This window comes from Pseudomonas sp. Irchel s3a18, from assembly GCF_900187535.1.
Lineage (GTDB): Bacteria > Pseudomonadota > Gammaproteobacteria > Pseudomonadales > Pseudomonadaceae > Aquipseudomonas.
Window position 1 is genome coordinate 211,878 of sequence record NZ_FYDV01000004.1, and the last position, 18,015, is coordinate 229,892.

General features: G+C 61.4%; 14 protein-coding genes and 1 riboswitch. Of the genes, 11 read left to right on the forward strand and 3 right to left on the reverse strand.

All coding sequences use genetic code 11. From position 1 onward, the window contains the following. Positions 1-2: 2 nt before the first annotated feature. Positions 3-1,436, reverse strand: a complete 1,434-nt coding sequence (locus CKW29_RS08135) for a TolC family outer membrane protein (RefSeq protein WP_095144714.1) — start codon at positions 1,434-1,436, stop codon at positions 3-5. Positions 1,437-1,633: 197 nt separating this feature from the next. Further along, positions 1,634-1,739: riboswitch (TPP riboswitch) on the forward strand. Between the two features lie 151 nt (positions 1,740-1,890). On the opposite strand from CKW29_RS08135, the gene thiC reads away from it, so the two are divergent. Both thiC and cytX read left to right on the forward strand, forming a co-directional pair. Continuing rightward, entirely contained in the window at positions 1,891-3,780 is a 1,890-nt protein-coding gene (gene thiC / locus CKW29_RS08140; RefSeq protein WP_095144715.1) for a phosphomethylpyrimidine synthase ThiC, read from the forward strand. A gap of 102 nt (positions 3,781-3,882) precedes the next feature. Then, entirely contained in the window at positions 3,883-5,175 is a 1,293-nt protein-coding gene (gene cytX / locus CKW29_RS08145) for a putative hydroxymethylpyrimidine transporter CytX (RefSeq protein ID WP_095148266.1), read from the forward strand. Here the strand turns inward: cytX and CKW29_RS08150 are convergent. Then, complete coding sequence (locus tag CKW29_RS08150; RefSeq protein ID WP_095144717.1) at positions 5,144-5,890, reverse strand: RsiV family protein; 747 nt, start codon at positions 5,888-5,890, stop codon at positions 5,144-5,146. The two genes, cytX and CKW29_RS08150, sit on opposite strands and share 32 nt — an antisense overlap. 224 nt (positions 5,891-6,114) lie before the next feature. Between CKW29_RS08150 and CKW29_RS08155 the strand changes: the two genes are divergently transcribed. The 9 genes from CKW29_RS08155 to CKW29_RS08200 all read left to right on the forward strand — a co-directional run bounded on the left by CKW29_RS08155 (position 6,115) and on the right by CKW29_RS08200 (position 16,020). Beyond that, a complete protein-coding gene (locus tag CKW29_RS08155; RefSeq protein ID WP_095144718.1) occupies positions 6,115-6,732 on the forward strand; it encodes an NUDIX domain-containing protein in 618 nt (205 codons plus the stop codon). Further along, positions 6,723-7,175: a DUF1249 domain-containing protein gene (locus tag CKW29_RS08160; protein ID WP_095078119.1), complete on the forward strand. Its 453-nt coding sequence runs from the start codon at positions 6,723-6,725 to the stop codon at positions 7,173-7,175. Before CKW29_RS08155 ends, CKW29_RS08160 begins: the two co-directional genes overlap by 10 nt. Positions 7,176-7,281: 106 nt before the next feature. Beyond that, positions 7,282-8,097 carry a 3',5'-cyclic-AMP phosphodiesterase gene (gene cpdA, locus CKW29_RS08165; RefSeq protein WP_095144719.1) on the forward strand — a complete coding sequence of 272 codons (816 nt, stop codon included), beginning with the start codon at positions 7,282-7,284 and terminating at the stop codon, positions 8,095-8,097. A gap of 697 nt (positions 8,098-8,794) precedes the next feature. After that, a complete protein-coding gene (locus CKW29_RS08175) occupies positions 8,795-9,403 on the forward strand; it encodes a YqiA/YcfP family alpha/beta fold hydrolase (protein WP_095148267.1) in 609 nt (202 codons plus the stop codon). 42 nt (positions 9,404-9,445) lie between these two features. Further along, complete coding sequence (parE, locus tag CKW29_RS08180; RefSeq protein ID WP_095148268.1) at positions 9,446-11,350, forward strand: DNA topoisomerase IV subunit B; 1,905 nt, start codon at positions 9,446-9,448, stop codon at positions 11,348-11,350. Beyond that, a complete protein-coding gene (locus CKW29_RS08185) occupies positions 11,350-12,333 on the forward strand; it encodes an esterase-like activity of phytase family protein (RefSeq protein WP_095148269.1) in 984 nt (327 codons plus the stop codon). The genes parE and CKW29_RS08185 overlap by 1 nt, the downstream gene beginning before the upstream one ends. Further along, positions 12,330-12,851 (forward strand): TIGR02281 family clan AA aspartic protease, encoded by a 522-nt coding sequence (locus CKW29_RS08190; RefSeq protein ID WP_095144723.1) that lies wholly within the window; start codon positions 12,330-12,332, stop codon positions 12,849-12,851. The genes CKW29_RS08185 and CKW29_RS08190 overlap by 4 nt, the downstream gene beginning before the upstream one ends. 10 nt (positions 12,852-12,861) lie before the next feature. After that, positions 12,862-15,126 (forward strand): DNA topoisomerase IV subunit A, encoded by a 2,265-nt coding sequence (parC, locus tag CKW29_RS08195; RefSeq protein WP_095148270.1) that lies wholly within the window; start codon positions 12,862-12,864, stop codon positions 15,124-15,126. Positions 15,127-15,303: 177 nt separating this feature from the next. Further along, positions 15,304-16,020, forward strand: coding sequence for a membrane integrity-associated transporter subunit PqiC (locus CKW29_RS08200; RefSeq protein ID WP_095148271.1), 717 nt, complete (start codon positions 15,304-15,306; stop codon positions 16,018-16,020). Between the two features lie 364 nt (positions 16,021-16,384). On the opposite strand, the gene CKW29_RS08205 is transcribed toward CKW29_RS08200, so the two are convergent. Beyond that, entirely contained in the window at positions 16,385-17,923 is a 1,539-nt protein-coding gene (locus CKW29_RS08205; protein ID WP_095144726.1) for an AhpA/YtjB family protein, read from the reverse strand. Positions 17,924-18,015 lie beyond the last annotated feature (92 nt).

Here is an 18,015-nt window from a genome sequence, read left to right on the forward strand (position 1 = left end):
CCTCAAGGGCGGGCTTTCAGCTGTTCCGCCGCGGCCTTGGCCAGGTCCGGTGGCAGGAAGTCCTTGTCCGGGTTGTAGTCGGCCTTGAGGTAGCGCTTGAGGTCTTGCAGATCGCCGGGGCTTAAGGTGCCTGCGGCCTGTTTCAGGCGCAGGTTGTCGAGGATATAGTCGTAGCGGCTGTTGTTATAGTTGCGCACCGAGGTGTACAGCTGACGCTGGGCGTCGAGCACGTCAACGATATTGCGTGTACCCACCTGATAACCGATTTCCGTGGCTTCCACCGCACTCTGGTTGGAGATGATCGACTGGCGGCGCGCCTGCACCTGCTCGACGTCGCTATTGACGGCGCGATGCAGGTCGCGGGTGTTTTCCACCACTTGTCGACGCAGGGATTCGCGTTGCTGTTCGCTCTGTTCCAGCTGTGAATAGGATTGGCGCACCTGGGAGCTGGTCAGCCCGCCGCTGTAGATCGGAATGTTCAACTGCAGGCCGACCGAGGTCTGCGAGACGTCGCCACTGTACGGCTGGCCAAAGGCGCTCGGGTTGCTGAAGCCCAATGCGTCGTTGTCGCCTTTCTTGTACTGCGCCACCGCGTCGACTGTCGGCGCATGGCCGGCCTTGCGCTGCTTGAGGGTTTCTTCGGCCGCGTTCACCGCGTAGTTGCTGGCCAGCAGGTTAAGGTTCTGTTGCGCGGCGGTGTCGACCCAGGCTTTGGCGTCGTTAGGCGCCGGCGGCAGGATCGGCAAGGTGTGGACGATGCCCTGAATCGAGTTGTACTCACGGTTGGTCAGGGTGACCAGCGCTTCGAACGCGTCATCCACCTGGAGCTGGGCCAGGATTCGGTTGGCGCGGGCGGTGTCATAACTGGCTTGCGATTGCAGCACGTCGGTCTTGTCCGACAGGCCCACATCGAAACGCTCGTTGGACTGGTCCAGTTGGCGTTTGAACGCGGCTTCTTCCGCTTTGGTCGACGCCAGGTTGTCCTGGGTGCGCAGTACGTTGAAGTAGTTCTCGGCGGTTTGCAGGATCAGGTTCTGCTCGGTGGCCGACAGTTGCAGCGCCGCCTGTTCATTGACGTCCTTGGCCGCCTGGAATTGGAACCAGCGGTCGGCGCGGAACAATGGCTGGGCCAGTGTGGCCTGGTAGACGTGAGCACTACGGTTGGCGATGGCCGACGGTGCGTCGATGTCGGTGCGCACGTTGGCGATTTCTGCGCCACCCGACAGGTTCGGCAGCAGGCCAGCGCGGGCCTGGGGCACGACTTCCTTTTGCGCGCCGTATTGAGCGCGGGCCGCGGCCAGGTCGGCGTTGTTGTTGACCGCCTCTTGATAGACGCTCACCAGGTCGGTGTTGGTCGCCAGGGATGCTTGCGCTGCCCAGACCATTCCATTGGACGCACATGACACGGCGAGCGCCAGTGAGAGTTTTCGCAGCATGAGGCGATCCCTAGCAGTGATATTACGACGAGAATTCAGGCGCCCAAACTTACGGCGCTAGCATTACAGCGTCAAGGTAACGTGCGGGGTTGTGAGTGCAGTAGTGCATGTTCTTGTTACAAATGCGGCAATTGCGCCATTCATCACGCTGTTTACACAGGGGTTGGCGTTCTTTGCCGGTTGTGTCTAGACTGGCCGGGTTCTTGTCGGGGTGCCTTGCTATGAGGCTGAGATCGAATAATTTCGGATCCCGTTGAACCTGATCAGGTTAGCGCCTGCGTAGGGAACAAGATTTCTCGTCACCCGGCGAGTCCTCTTGTGCTTCGTCCGGGATATTGTTCGACAATCGAACGTTCCTGTGCGTGACGAAGCACAGCACCATTTCTGGTGCGTCCGTGCCTCTCAGGTTCTGCTCCGACAATCCACTGCCTGGATGCTGTCTGGAGAGCCCGTGATGACGATAAAACCAAAAAATGCGACCAACCTCAGTGACTCGGCCAAGGTCGATGAGCAGTCGGTTCAGCCCTTTACCCGCTCGCAAAAGATCTATGTCCAGGGTTCGCGCCCGGACATTCGCGTGCCCATGCGCGAAATCACCCTGGACGTGACCCCCACCGACTTCGGCGGCGAGATCAACGCACCGGTTACCGTGTACGACACGTCCGGCCCGTACACCGATCCCAATGTGGTGATCGACGTGCGCAAAGGCCTGGGCGATGTGCGTTCGGCGTGGATCGACGACCGTGGCGACACAGAGCGACTGCCCGGCCTGAGCTCGAACTTTGGTCAAGAGCGCCTGGCGGATGCCGAGCTGACCAAGCTGCGCTTCGCCCATGTGAACAACCCGCGTCGGGCCAAGGCCGGTGCCAACGTCAGCCAGATGCACTACGCGCGCAAAGGCATCATCACCGCCGAGATGGAATACGTCGCCATCCGCGAGAACATGAAGCTGCAAGAGGCCCGTGCCGCGGGTCTGCTGAAGCAGCAACACGCCGGCCACAGCTTTGGCGCCAGCATTCCGAAAGAGATCACCGCCGAATTCGTTCGCGAGGAAATCGCTCGTGGCCGCGCGATCATCCCGGCCAACATCAACCACGTCGAACTGGAACCGATGATCATCGGCCGTAACTTCCTGGTGAAGATCAACGGCAACATCGGCAACAGCGCACTGGGTTCGTCCATCGAAGAAGAAGTGGCGAAACTGACCTGGGGCATCCGCTGGGGGTCGGACACGGTCATGGACCTGTCCACCGGCAAGCACATTCACGAAACCCGCGAGTGGATCATCCGCAACTCGCCGGTGCCAATCGGTACCGTGCCGATCTACCAGGCGCTGGAGAAGGTCAACGGCGTGGCCGAAGACCTGACCTGGGAGCTGTTCCGCGACACGCTGATCGAACAGGCCGAGCAAGGCGTCGACTACTTCACCATCCACGCCGGCGTGTTGCTGCGTTATGTGCCGATGACCGCCAAGCGCGTGACTGGCATCGTTTCCCGCGGTGGTTCGATCATGGCCAAGTGGTGCCTGGCGCACCACAAAGAAAACTTCCTCTACACCCATTTCGATGAAATCTGCGAAATCATGAAGGCCTACGACGTCAGCTTCTCGCTGGGCGATGGCCTGCGTCCGGGGTCGATTGCCGACGCCAACGACGAAGCGCAGTTCGGTGAGCTGGAAACCCTCGGCGAGCTGACCAAGATCGCCTGGAAGCACGACGTACAGTGCATGATCGAAGGCCCTGGCCACGTGCCGATGCAGTTGATCAAAGAGAACATGGACAAGCAGCTGGAGTGCTGCGACGAGGCGCCGTTCTATACCCTCGGCCCGCTGACCACCGACATCGCTCCGGGTTACGATCACATCACCTCCGGTATCGGTGCGGCGATGATCGGCTGGTTCGGTTGCGCCATGCTCTGCTACGTCACGCCCAAGGAGCACTTGGGCCTGCCGAACAAGGATGACGTGAAGACCGGGATCATCACCTACAAGATTGCCGCGCACGCCGCCGACTTGGCCAAGGGGCATCCGGGGGCGCAGATCCGCGACAACGCCTTGAGCAAGGCGCGATTCGAGTTCCGTTGGGAAGACCAGTTCAACCTGGGCCTGGACCCTGACACCGCGCGTTCGTATCACGACGAAACCCTGCCGAAGGACTCGGCTAAGGTCGCGCATTTCTGCTCCATGTGCGGGCCGAAATTCTGCTCGATGAAGATCACTCAGGAAGTTCGCGAATACGCGGCCAACCAGCGGATCGATACCGTCGACGTGGACGTCGCCCAAGGCCTGGCGGAGCAGGCCGAGCGGTTCAAGAAGGAAGGCAGTCAGCTGTATAAAAAAATCTAAGCCGAAAGCGGCAAGCTACAAGAAGAAGCAGGCATCCATCGATGCTTCAACTTGTAGCTTGCCGCTTAAAGCTTGTCGCTGCCCCATTTCGAGATAACACCCTTGAGCATTCAACCCAGCACGTATTCACCCGACATCGCGGTGCCCACTGACAAACGAGTCTTCGGCGGTCGCGATCTGTTCTCCCTGTGGTTTTCCCTTGGTATCGGCCTGATGGTGCTGCAGACCGGTGCCTTGCTCGCGCCCGGCCTGGGCCTGTCCGGTTCATTGCTGGCGATTTTCCTTGGCACGCTGGTTGGCGTGTTGCTGCTGGCGGCGGTTGGCGTAATTGGCAGCGACACCGGCCTGTCGTCGATGGCCGCGCTCAAACTCAGCCTCGGTACTCGCGGTGCGAGCCTGCCGGCGCTGTTGAACCTGTTGCAGCTGATCGGCTGGGGTTCGTTCGAAATCATCGTCATGCGCGACGCGGCGAGCCTGTTGGGAGCCCGGGCGTTCAGCGAAGGCAGCCTGTGGTCGAACCCGCTGTTGTGGACGCTGTTCTTCGGCGCACTGGCCACGTTGCTGGCAGTCAGTGGTCCGTTGACCTTCGTGCGCAAAGTGCTGCGCAAGTGGGGGATCTGGCTGCTGCTGGCCGCGTGTATCTGGCTGACCTGGAACCTGTTCGCCAAAGCCGACCTGGCTGCGCTATGGGCACAGGCCGGTGACGGTTCGATGCCGTTCGCCGTGGGTTTTGACATCGCCATCGCCATGCCGTTGTCGTGGTTGCCGCTGATCGCCGACTACTCGCGCTTCGGCAAGCGGGCAAAAAACGTCTTCGGCGGCACCGCGCTTGGCTTCTTTATCGGTAACTTCTGGCTGATGAGCCTGGGCGTGGCCTACACCCTGGCCTTTGCGCCGAGCGGCGAAGTCAACGCCTTGCTGCTGGCGCTGGCCGGTGCGGGCCTGGGGATTCCGCTGTTGTTGATCCTGCTCGACGAGTCCGAAAACGCCTTTGCCGACATTCACTCGGCAGCGGTTTCCAGTGGGATTCTGTTGCGCCTGAAAGTCGAACACCTGGCCCTGGCCATCGGGGTGATCTGCACCTTGATCGCCCTGCTGGCACCGCTGGCCCAGTACCAGAACTTCCTGCTGTTGATCGGTTCGGTGTTCGCGCCGCTGTTTGGCGTCGTACTGGTGGATCACTTCATTCTGCGCAAGCGCAGTGCCCAAGTGGCGTCATCGGCCTTGCGCGGGACGAGCCTGCTGGCCTGGCTGGGCGGTGTGAGCACGTATCATCTGCTGGCCAATCTCTACCCTGAAATCGGCGCAACCCTGCCGGCGTTGATACTGGCAGGGCTGCTCCAGCTGCTGCTGGGGCGTGTCGTTACGGACGGGCGGGAACCAGCTCAGGCTTGAGGATCCCACCCAGGCGCGAGTAAGGGATCTTCAGTTCGACGTGGCCCAGCGCGTAAGGCGCAATCGTGGTCACGTCGTACTTGAGCATCACCCCGGCGGTGGTCAAGGCCACATTCTGGGTTTTCTTGAACGGCCAGGCTTTCATGAATTCCGGCTCCTGATCGAGCCGGGTGCTGATCAGCCAGCTGTTATGCGCCACCTGGGCAGCTTTCCAGAATGCCTCTTCCTGTCCGGGCCGCAGCATGTCAGACAGATTCAGGACCTTGTGCTCCTGGCGCGAATAATTGATGAAGCCGCGACCCGGCGTGCCGTGGGCGGTCCCGGTGTCCAGGTAGCTGGACAACTCAATGATCACCAAGCCGTCATGCTGCTCCCGTACCTTGGCTTGCAGGTAGCTGCTGTGGCGTGGGCCGGCGTCACGCAAAAACTGGTCGCGATAGGTGTTGAGCGAGGCTGGCAACGGGGCGTCGGGTGAGGTGCGGGTCATTTGCAGCAAGCGTTTTTCGATGATGCCATCCAGTTGCGGCTCACCCGGAAAGCGCACGGTATCGATGTTCACCAGCGGGCAGTCGGCGGCCGTGCAACCTGGCTTGATGGTTTCGGCGGTGTCGCGCAGGGTTTCCAGCGGTGCCTTGTAGCTTGGCTGGAACAGGCTTTGACAGGCGCCCAGGGTCAGGGCGATACAGGCCACGGAGGCGATTTTCAAAAGTGACATGGGCGTCCTTCATGAATCAGGGGTAGGCAAAAGTTACCGGCTTCGACTGTCAGCGGCGCAGTCAGTTCGCCACTAAGCTCAATAGTGTCAATTAGAGTTGGTTTGCCCCCCTGCCGTCTATCCCGGCGACCTCAAAGGGGCTGCATCAAACGTGACGGGCGCGTTAGGATGGCGCGAAGACTGGGGGCAGCCTCGGACGGATTTTGCAGTAGACGAGGATTGTTATGACTGATTTTGCCAAGGCCACCCCGACCTCCGTAGACGTTGTGCGCACTGAGAGCTGCCATAAGGGCTTCTACCAGCTCGATCGTGTGCACCTGCGTCATGAGCTGTTCGCTGGCGGCATGAGCCGTGAAATCAATCGCGAGCTGTTCGTTCGTCATGATGCCGTGTGCGTGCTGCCTTACGATCCGCAGCGTGATGAGGTGGTGCTGATCGAGCAGTTTCGCGTGGGGGCGCTGGGCAAGACTGACAATCCCTGGTTGATCGAACTGGTCGCCGGTCTGATCGACAAGGACGAACTACCAGAAGAAGTTGCTCACCGCGAAGCGCAGGAGGAAGCTGGGCTTGAGTTCACTGCGCTGTGGCCGATGCTCAACTACTTTCCATCGCCGGGCGGCAGTACCGAATACGTGCATTTGTATCTGGGGCGTTGTGACAGTAGCGAGGCGGGTGGCCTGCACGGGCTGGTAGAGGAGGCAGAAGATATTCGCGTCACGGCCTGGGACTTTGAAGATTCCCTGCAGGCCGTGCGTGATGGGCGGATTTCCAACGCGGCGAGCATTATTGCCTTGCAATGGCTGGCTTTGAACCGCGTTGAAGTGAGGGGGCTATGGTCGTAATCAAACAGCGCGACCGATATCGGGTCGACCTTGTGGGGCTGCAAAGCGCCTGCGAGGCCAACTATGCCCGGTTGCTGCGCTTGCTGCCGGACATGCGCAACCAGCCAGGGGCCCGGCGCATTGCCATGACCCAGGGCGACCAGATGCTGGGTGTGCTGACGCTGGAGGTGTTGCGGGCTTGTCCGTACACCACGACCTTGCGCGTGCGTCAGGAGCACAGCCTGCCGTGGTTGCCGGTGCCGCAGCTGGAAGTCCAGGTCTATCACGATGCGCGCATGGCCGAGGTCATCAGCGCCGAGCATGCGCGGCGCTTTCGGGGCATCTATCCTTACCCCAATGCGTTGATGCACCAACCGGACGAAAAGGCCCAGCTCAACGTCTTCCTTGGCGAATGGCTGAGCCATTGCCTGGCGTGCGGGCACGAATACGAAGTGGTGCGTTAAGCAGCAGATGTGAACTGTGTCCGGTTCACAGGTTTCCTCTTTCACGATTGCCCCAGCATAATTGCCCCCTCCATCCCAATCCCTGTCCACGCCCCGGGAGAACGCCTTGCCGAGCGTATCCACTCTGAATGCCAGTGACCCCGTGCTGTTGGTGCAGCTTTCTGACAGCCACCTGTTTGCCGAAGCTGACGGAACGCTGTTGGGCATGAATACGCGCGACAGCCTGCAGCAGGTCATCGAGCTGGCGTTGGCGCAGCAATCACGGATTGACCTGGTGATTGCCAGCGGTGACCTGTCCCAGGACGGCACCCTGGAGTCGTACCAGCAGTTTCGCCAGATGAGCGGGCAAATCGATGCCCCGGCGCGCTGGATTCCGGGTAATCACGACGAGCCGCACATCATGGCCCAGGCGGCGGTGCAGAGTGCTTTTCTGGAGCCGGTGGTGGACATTGGCAACTGGCGGATTACCTTGCTGGATTCCGCTGTACCGGGGTCGGTGCCCGGTTACTTGCAGGACGAGCAGTTGCAGTTGCTGGCCCGGGCCTTGAGCGAGGCGCCGCAGCGTCATCATCTGGTGTGTTTTCACCATCATCCGGTGTCCATTGGGTGTGCCTGGATGGAGCCGATCGGTTTGCGTAATCCGGAGGCGTTGTTTGCCGTGCTTGATCGTTTTACGCAGGTGCGTGCGGTGTTGTGGGGGCATGTGCATCAGGAAATCGATCAGTTACGCAACGGGGTGCGTTTGATTGCATCGCCGTCGACCTGTATCCAGTTCGAGCCGCGCAGTGAGGATTTCAAGGTCGATACCCTGGCGCCGGGTTATCGGTGGTTGCGGTTGTTGCCGGATGGGGGGCTTGAGACCGGGGTGGAGCGGGTGAGCGGGTTTGAGTTTCAGGTGGATTACGGGTCTAACGGTTACTGAGTGCTTCCTCGGGTCTGATAGTCGATTTGTCTCTTGCTGGTGTACGCCTGTGGGAGCGGGCTTACCCGCGAAGGCTGTCTGGTGGCCGGCCATTCTCTTGCAGGTGCGGTGTACATATCCGTTGCTGCGGTCATGGCGACTTATGGTTTCGCCCGACGGCGACTCACTTTTTTTACAGGCGCCTAAAAAAAGTAAGCAAAAAAACGCTTCGCCCCGAGCGTCCGGCCCCTCGCCTAGGCTCGGGGTTCCTTCGCTCCGGCATCCATCCGGGGGCATTGCCCTCCGGTCTGCTGCGCGACGACCTCCATGCAATGAGTTCGACTGCGTCGAACGGCGCTGCGCGCCAATCCCCGGATGAATACCTGCGCTCAGCCTCCCGAAGGGGCGGGTGGATCAAAAGCCAAAGCCAAAGCAAGATCAAGGGCGGCAGGCGAGCTAACGCTCGGCCTGTTGAGTGGTGGGAGTTGGCTGGTGGCTGGTGGCAGGTGGGAGAGAGGAGAGAGGAGAGAGCGGAGAGAGCGGGGTGGTTTTGTGGTGTGCTGGCTTGCCGGTGCTGACGCTCCGACTGGCGGTTGTTTTCTCCTGGTGATGTCGTGTTCGGCGGGGGGGCGCTTTCATTTTGATCCATGCCAGACCCCCAACCCCGCTCGACTCCCTGTAAACTGCGGCACTTCACCTCACCGTACAGGGTGCTTGCATGTCGGGTTCGATCCTTTATATCCACGGTTTCAATAGCGCTCCTTCGTCGAAAAAGGCCTGTCAGCTGGTGGGTGTGATAGAGCGGCTCGGGCTGGGGGATCGGTTGCGGGTTCCGGCTTTGCATCACCACCCGCGCGAGGCCATCGGTCAGCTGGAGCGGGCGATTGCCGAGCTGGGGCGGCCACTGCTGGTCGGCAGCTCACTCGGCGGCTACTATGCCACTCACCTGGCTGAGCGCCACGGCCTCAAGGCCTTGTTGATCAACCCGGCGGTCAGCCCGCACCGGATGTTCGACGGGTACCTGGGGACACAGAAAAACCTGTATACCGAAGAGACTTGGGAGTTGACCCACGATCATGTGACGGCCCTGGCCGAGCTTGATGTGCCGTGCCTCCAGGATCCGCAGCGGTATCAGGTGTGGTTGCAGACTGGCGACGAAACGCTGGACTACCGCCTCGCCCAGCAGTATTACCGAGCCTGTGCCTTGCGCATCCAGGCCGGCGGCGACCATGGTTTCCAGGGTTTTGCCGGGCGATTGCCGGCGCTGTTGAGTTTTGCCGGCATTGGCGCAGATGTGTACCAGGCGATTGATTTCACGGCACTGTGAATCCTTGCCCCTATTTTCATGAACGACAGACGACGAGACCCCATGGCCACTCCCAGCGCTAGCTCTTATAACGCAGACGCCATCGAAGTCCTCTCGGGCCTCGACCCGGTGCGTAAACGCCCCGGCATGTACACCGACACCAGTCGGCCGAACCACCTCGCCCAGGAAGTCATCGATAACAGTGTCGACGAAGCCTTGGCCGGGCACGCCAAATCGGTGCAGGTCATCCTTCACGCCGACCACTCCCTGGAAGTCAGCGATGACGGCCGCGGCATGCCGGTGGACATCCACCCGGAAGAAGGCGTTTCGGGCGTCGAGCTGATCCTCACCAAGCTCCATGCGGGCGGCAAGTTCTCCAACAAGAACTACCAGTTCTCCGGCGGTTTGCACGGGGTGGGTATTTCGGTGGTCAACGCGTTGTCGACCCAGGTGCGTGTGCGCGTCAAGCGTGACGGCAACGAGTACCAGATGACCTTCGCCGATGGCTACAAAGCCACCGAGCTGGAAGTGATCGGCACCGTTGGCAAGCGCAACACCGGCACCAGCGTGTTTTTCGCGCCGGACCCGAAATACTTCGACTCGCCGAAATTCTCCATCAGCCGCCTCAAGCATGTGCTCAAGGCCAAGGCCGTGTTGTGCCCGGGGTTGCTGGTCAGCTTTGAAGACAAAGGCACCGGCGAAAAGGTCGAGTGGCATTACGAAGACGGCCTGCGCTCCTACCTGGTCGATGCGGTCAGCGAGTTCGAGCGCCTGCCGGATGAGCCGTTCTGCGGCAGCCTGGCCGGTAACAAGGAAGCCGTCGACTGGGCACTGTTGTGGTTGCCGGAAGGCGGCGACAGTGTGCAGGAAAGCTACGTCAACCTGATCCCGACAGCCCAGGGCGGTACCCACGTCAACGGCCTGCGCCAGGGCTTGCTCGATGCCATGCGCGAATTCTGTGAGTTCCGCAGCCTTCTGCCCCGTGGTGTGAAGCTGGCGCCGGAAGACGTCTGGGAGCGCATTGCTTTCGTGCTGTCGATGAAGATGCAGGAACCGCAATTCTCCGGCCAGACCAAGGAGCGCCTGTCGTCCCGTGAAGCGGCGGCGTTTGTCTCGGGTGTGGTCAAGGACGCCTTCAGCCTGTGGCTCAACGCTCACCCCGAGACTGGCATGTTGCTGGCGGAGCTGGCGATCAACAACGCCGGTCGTCGTCTGAAGGCGAGCAAGAAGGTCGAGCGCAAGCGCATTACCCAGGGGCCGGCGTTGCCGGGCAAGCTTGCCGATTGTGCCGGGCAGGACCCGATGCGCTCCGAGCTGTTCCTGGTGGAGGGTGATTCCGCCGGTGGTTCGGCCAAGCAGGCGCGGGACAAGGAGTTCCAGGCGATCCTGCCGTTGCGCGGCAAGATCCTCAACACCTGGGAAGTTGACGGCAGCGAAGTGCTGGCCAGCCAGGAAGTGCACAACATCGCCGTGGCCATCGGTGTCGATCCGGGCGCGGCGGATATGAGCCAGCTGCGCTACGGCAAGATCTGCATCCTCGCCGACGCCGACTCCGACGGTCTGCACATTGCAACCCTGCTCTGCGCCTTGTTCGTCCAGCACTTCCGCCCGTTGGTGGATGCCGGTCACGTCTACGTGGCGATGCCGCCGCTGTACCGTATCGACCTGGGCAAAGAGATTTACTACGCCCTCGATGAAGCCGAACGCGACGGTATTCTTGACCGCCTGGTGGCCGAGAAGAAGCGCGGCAAGCCGCAGGTCACCCGATTCAAGGGCCTGGGCGAGATGAACCCGCCGCAGTTGCGCGAAACCACCATGGACCCGAATACGCGTCGTCTGGTCCAGCTGACACTGGATGATTTCGAGGCCACGTCGGAAATGATGGACATGCTGCTGGCGAAAAAACGCGCCGGCGATCGCAAGTCCTGGCTGGAATCCAAGGGCAACCTGGCCGAGGTTCTGGCTTGATGCGGAGCGGTTTCGCCCTTGCGTTACTGTTCCTGGCCAGCGCGGTGTTCGCGCAGCCGGCGCCTGAACTGACACTGTTGTCCGAGCATGCCGTGCAAGGCATGCGCGGCGGTAACCTGTCGGGACTGGCACAATGTGGTGGCGACCTGTGGACGGTGTCTGATCGCGACGACGAGCAGATCTACCGCCTCGATACCCGCCAGAACGTCTGGCAGGCTGAAGCCGTGCCCATCGATGTGCCGCCGGTACCTGAAAGCGGCTTGCCCTGGGGGCTGAGTTCGCGGGCCTGGGCGGCGTCGTTCATTCGTGGTGGTGATCTGGATTTTGAAGGGATCACCTGCGATCAGGCGGGCAATCGCTACATCGTCAGCGAGTCTCATGCAGCGGTGTTGCAAGTCCCTGTGACGGGGCCTGCCCAGTGGCTGAAAATCTCCCCGAGCATGATCCGCGAAGCGCGGGCCAGCGGGATGTTACTGCGCTTCAATGCGTTGTTCGAAGGCATTGCCGTCGACCCTGAAGGCAGTCAGTTATGGCTGGCGGCCGAGCGGGAACGGCGCGGGCTGCTACGGATCAAGCGCCAGCAATCGGTCTGGGATTGCGACGGAGGGTGCGTGCTGCTGAGTGAGGCGGGTATGCAAATGCAACCGGAGCAGTTCCCCAATGCAAAGCCGGTTCCCCGGGACTTTGCCGACCTGTCGTGGTTCGACGGTAAGCTATTCACGCTGGAGCGCAACGCCTTCGAAATTTGTCGTCGCGATGCAGTGAGTGCCAAGGTCGAGCAATGTTGGTCGTTTGCCGAGCAAGCCTTGCAGGCTCATCGCCGTTATCCACAGGCCTATGGCCTTGCCGAGGCCCTGGTGGTCGACGCCGACGGTGCCTGGGTCGGCATCGACAACAACAACGGAGCTCGCGCCGATGGTGAATTCAGGCCGATTGTCTGGCGCTTTGCCGCGCCGCAAGGCGGCTGGAGCGCCCGGCCATGACTCAGCAGGCTCCGGGCAAGCGCGCCGGTCGAGTACTGCTGGTGCTGGCCTGGTGCGCCGGGCTGTTTCTGGCAACGCGGTTCTTCGGGGCCTGGGAGCAGCGCCTGGAAAACCCCAACACCCAGGTCAGCTCGCAACAGGGTGACGGTTTTATCGAAGTGAAACTGGTCAGCAATGGCCAGGGGCATTTCGTTGCCGATGGCCAGATCAACGGCCAACCGGTGAATTTCATGCTCGATACCGGGGCGACCGATGTGTCGATCCCGTCCAGGCTGGCCGAGCGCCTGAAGCTGGAAAAAGGGGCGCCGGTCACCCTGAGCACGGCCAACGGTCGCAGCCAGGGTTACCGGACCCGCCTTGAACAACTGAAACTGGGCGACATCGTCCTGCACGATGTACGTGCCCTGGTGGCGCCAGGCCTGGGCGGCGAGCAAGTGCTGCTGGGCATGAGCGCCCTGAAACAACTTGAATTTACCCAGCGCGGCGGCACCATGCTGCTGCGCCAGACAACGAATTGATGAGGCCCGCATGAGCGATATCCTTGCAGACAGCTTAGATGGCGTAGAACGCCGATCGCTGGCTGACTTCACCGAAAATGCCTACCTCAACTACTCCATGTACGTGATCATGGACCGGGCCTTGCCGCACATCGGCGACGGCCTGAAACCGGTACAGCGGCGCATCATCTATGCGATGAGCGAGTTGGGGCTGGACGCCGATTCCAAGCACAAGAAATCCGCGCGTACCGTCGGTGACGTGCTCGGCAAGTTTCACCCCCACGGCGACTCGGCCTGCTACGAAGCCATGGTGTTGATGGCCCAGCCATTCAGCTACCGCTACACACTGGTGGACGGTCAGGGTAACTGGGGTGCGCCGGACGATCCGAAATCCTTCGCCGCCATGCGTTACACCGAGGCGCGCCTGTCGCGTTATTCCGAAGTGCTGCTCAGCGAGCTGGGCCAGGGCACCGCGGACTGGGGGCCGAATTTCGACGGTACGCTCGACGAGCCGCTGGTACTGCCGGCACGTTTGCCGAATATCCTGCTCAACGGCACCACCGGCATTGCCGTGGGCATGGCCACCGACGTTCCGCCGCACAACCTGCGGGAAGTCGCGACCGCCTGCGTGCGTTTGCTCGATGAGCCAAAAGCCACGGTCGAACAACTCTGTGAGCACATCCAGGGCCCGGACTATCCGACCGAAGCGGAAATCATCACGCCGCGCGCAGACCTGCTGAAAATCTACGAAACCGGTCGTGGTTCGGTGCGCATGCGCGCCGTTTACCACGTCGAAGACGGCGACATCATCGTCACTGCGCTGCCTCATCAGGTCTCCGGCGCCAAGGTGCTCGAGCAGATTGCCGCCATGATGCAGGCCAAGCCGTCCAAGGCCCCGCAAATCGCCGACTTGCGCGACGAGTCCGATCACGAAAACCCATGCCGGATCGTGATCATCCCGGTCAACAGCCGGGTCGATCACGAAGCGTTGATGCAGCATTTGTTCGCCAGCACCGAGCTTGAGTCCACCTACCGGGTGAACATCAACATCATCGGCCTGGACGGCAAGCCGCAGCTGAAAAACCTGCGCGCGCTGTTGGTCGAGTGGCTGGAGTTCCGGGTTCAGACGGTCCGTCGTCGCCTGCAGTTCCGCCTGGACAAGGTCGAGCGTCGCCTGCACCTGTTGGACGGTTTGTTGATCGCCTACCTCAACCTGGATGAAGTGATCCACATCATCCGTACCGAGGAACACCCGAAAGCCAAGCTGATCGAGCGTTTTGCCCTGAGCGAGATCCAGGCCGACTACATCCTCGATACCCGCTTGCGTCAGTTGGCACGCCTGGAAGAGATGAAGCTGCGCGACGAGCAGGACGAGTTGCTCAAGGAGCAAGCCAAGCTGCAGGCGCTGCTGGGCAGTGAGGCCAAGCTCAAGAAGCTGGTGCGCAGTGAGCTGATCAAGGATGCCGAAACCTATGGCGACGACCGTCGCTCGCCGATTGTCGAGCGCGCCGAAGCCAAGGCGTTGACCGAGCACGATCTGCTGCCGAACGAAAAAGTGACAGTCGTTCTGTCGGAAAAAGGCTGGGTGCGTTCGGCCAAGGGGCACGACATCGACGCCACGGGCCTTTCCTACAAGGCTGGGGATGGTTTCAAGACGGCGGCTGCCGGTCGTTCCAACCAGTTCGCGGTGTTTATCGACTCCACCGGCCGTAGCTACTCGGTGCCGGCCCACACCTTGCCTTCGGCCCGTGGCCAGGGTGAGCCGCTGACCGGTCGCCTGACACCGCCGCCCGGGGCAACCTTCGAATGCGTGCTGATGCCTGAGGACGATGGCCTCTACGTCATTGCCTCCGACGCCGGTTACGGGTTCGTGGTCAAGGGTGAAGACCTGCAAGCCAAGAACAAGGCCGGCAAGGCGCTGTTGAGCCTGCCGAACAACGCCAAGGTGATCCTGCCGCGCCCGGTCGCTGATCGTGAGCAGAACTGGCTGGCCTCGGTGACCACCGAAGGCCGCCTGCTGATTTTCAAAATCAGCGACCTGCCACAGTTGGGCAAGGGCAAAGGCAACAAAATCATTGGTATCTCCGGCGAACGTGTAGCCAGTCGCGAGGAGTACGTCACCGATATCGCGGTGTTGCCGGAAGGTGCGACGCTGGTGTTGCAGGCCGGTAAACGCACGCTGTCGCTGAAGGCCGATGACCTGGAGCACTACAAGGGTGAACGTGGACGTCGAGGCAATAAGCTGCCACGGGGCTTCCAGCGGGTGGATGCGTTGTTGGTAGAAGCTCTGGATTAAGTGCCTTAGGGCGCTCAATCTATGATTTAACGCGTAGATCGGTACTTTCGCGCTGGAGTCGAACGGCATATTCACGGATGATATGGCCTTTCAAGCGCCGGCGTGGTCGAGCGTTCGTCATATTGTTAGAGTATTTTTCACTGTGAGCGGCCGTGTGGCCGCCACCTGGATGGGATGATGACTGTTCTGCGCCTTCCTCTTTTTTTGTTGCTCGCTGGCGTTCTTGGCCTGGCGGGTTGCAGCGTTCACCAGCCGGTGTCGCTGTATCAACTGGACAGCGGCAGCCCTGCTCAGCCTGCGCAAAGCGCCGGCATGGCGGTGTTGCTGGGTCCGGTTCTGATTGCTGATTACCTGCAACGTGAAACCCTGTTGCAGCGTCAAGCCGACGGCAGCCTGCAAGCGTCCACCGATGGTCGTTGGGCGGGCAGCCTGTCTTCTGATATCAATCAGTTGCTGCTGCGGCAAGTGGCCGGTCGCCTGGACAGCCAGCGCGTAGTCCTGGCACCGGCAACGCAGGGCTTTGCCCCCGACGTGCAGGTGCTGCTGTCGATTACGCGCCTGGACTCGGGTGAGTCGCAACCGGCGATTCTCGACGCTCAGTGGCGACTGATCGATCGTCGCGGCCAGGTGCGCGATAACCGTATCGTTCACCTGCAAGAGCAGCATGCCGGTGGTACTGCGGCTCAGGTGCAGGCTCAGGGCGTGTTGTTGCAACGCCTGGCCGAGCAGTTGTCGGTGGCTCTCAAGCCGTTGGCCAACCAGCCGCCGATTGCCGATGCGCCGCGCAGCAAACCTGCGCGGGAAAAACCGACCGCACCGGCTGAGCCGGAGAAGCAGCCGAAGATCCCGATGGCTTCGCCGATCCGCACCGACATGGAAGTGTTCCGCTTCTAAGCTCGATGCTGCAGACAAAGCCCGCCGAGTGCGGGCTTTTTCGTGCCATCAAGCCTGAGCGATCAGGCTCTGTGGCGAGGGAGCAAGCAGCCGTTGAGGATCGAAGCGGTCCTGACAAGGCGATGGTGGTCTTTCAGAAAGTCCTTGGTGGGCTTATCGGGGGCTGCTGCGCCCGAACGCGGACCGACCAGCGGGAGCAAGCTCCCTCGCCACAGACATGTGTTTGCTGCTCTCGTCCCCTTAACGTTTAGGCATGCAAGCTGGTTGGGCGGCGCGCCGCTTACCGGCGAAGGTATCGGGGGCAGGCAGCAAAAAGCCCGCGGATGATCACTCATCGGCGGGCTTTTGTTGTTACCGGTCAGGCTCAGCTTTTGGTGCTGGTCTCGTGCATGCGGGCCAGCTGGCGCTCGAGCATCGAGGGATACGGCTCCATCAAGCGCTCGACGCAGCAGGCACCTTCCGGGCTGGCGATCGGGCGGATCCGTGCGCGTTGGCGGATCAGCACGTCGTCGCTGATCTTGCGCTCCACCAGCAGCAGGTTGCGGCTGTGCTGGGACAGGGCAAGGGCGTCCTGGGCGGTTTCGGTCAGCAACAGGTCGATCTGGCTGAGGCCGAACAGCTCGTCACCCAGGGTCAGGCCCAGCTGCAATTGCAGGGTGATGCCGCTGTCAGCGACCTCGATCTGCAGTTGGTGGCCCAGGGCACGCAGCAACTCACCGCAGCAGATGGCATTGGTCAGGTAGTCGTCGCCGCTGTCCTGAGTGTGGAACAACATCAGCGTGCTGCCGTCGTTCAGGGTGTGCAGCTCGCTTTCATACAGCGAGGCAGCCTGATCCAGGCAGTCGCGGTAGCGATCCAGCAGTTCGGTCAGGCGAGTGCGCGGCAACCGGCGCAGTTGATCCTGAGCGCCCAGTTGCACGGCCAGTACGGCACTGTGCTGTGGCGCGGCTGGAGCAGCAGGCTTGGGCTGCGGCTTGGCGGGTGCAACGGTCGCATCGCTGTCGCGAAGGTCGGCGAACGGGTCTTCTTCGTCCGATTCGTCTTCTTCGGCTTTTACCCGATGCCGTGGTGCGGCTTTCACGCCTGTCACGGGTGCGCTCTCGTCGAAGCTCGGGTCGCGCAGGTTGCGTACTTCAAAACCGGGTTCGGCTTCGTCGGTGTCGTCTTCATCGTCGACGTCAGGCTCGGGCGCCGGTTCTGGCTCCACCGGCTCTGGCGCGAAGCTGCTGTGCAGCTGGCGGGCCAGGTCGCCGATTTCATCCTGGCGCTGAGTGGCCGGGGTGTGTTCGTCGATATCACGCAGCCACACGCGCAGTTGCAGCAGTGGCGTGGAGATGTGCCGGCCCAGACGCAGGCTCAACGCCAGGGACAAGGCCAGCAGGATGGCGCTGAGAATGCCCATGCTTTGCAGGCTGATGGTCATCGGCTGTTCGAACTGATCCATGTCCAGGCTGATGCGCAATTGGCCGGCGGTCACGTCCTGGAAGGTGATCTTGCTCTCGTACATGCCTTGGGCTTCGCCCAGCAAGCCATGCTTGGGACGTTGCCCGGCCTCGGCGAGAATCCGGTTGTCCACGCTATAAATAGCCGCGTGGGCCACCAATGGGTTCTTGGTCAGGTTGTTCAGCAGCACATTGAGGCTGAGGATGTCGTTGGACACCAACAGCTCGGTGGCTGACGTCGCCGTCTGCGTGGTCAGGCTCTGGCCCAGGGCATCGGCCTGCTCGTGCATGGCCTGTTTGAACTGCAGACCCATCACGCAGGCGTAGATCACCAGGGCCAATGCGACCAGGATCACGTTATGGCTGGCAATGCGCAATGCAATCGGTACACGGCGGTGGCGCAGTGCCCGGAAGATCAGCAGAAAGAAGTTGTCGGTTTTGACTGGCGTTGGCCGGTTCACTGAGCTCGGCTCTTTTGTCCGTGAAGTTGAGGCGCAGTATAGCGATAGCCCCCAGACCGGCAAAGCGCTGGCTGTGCCCGATGGTCACTGAA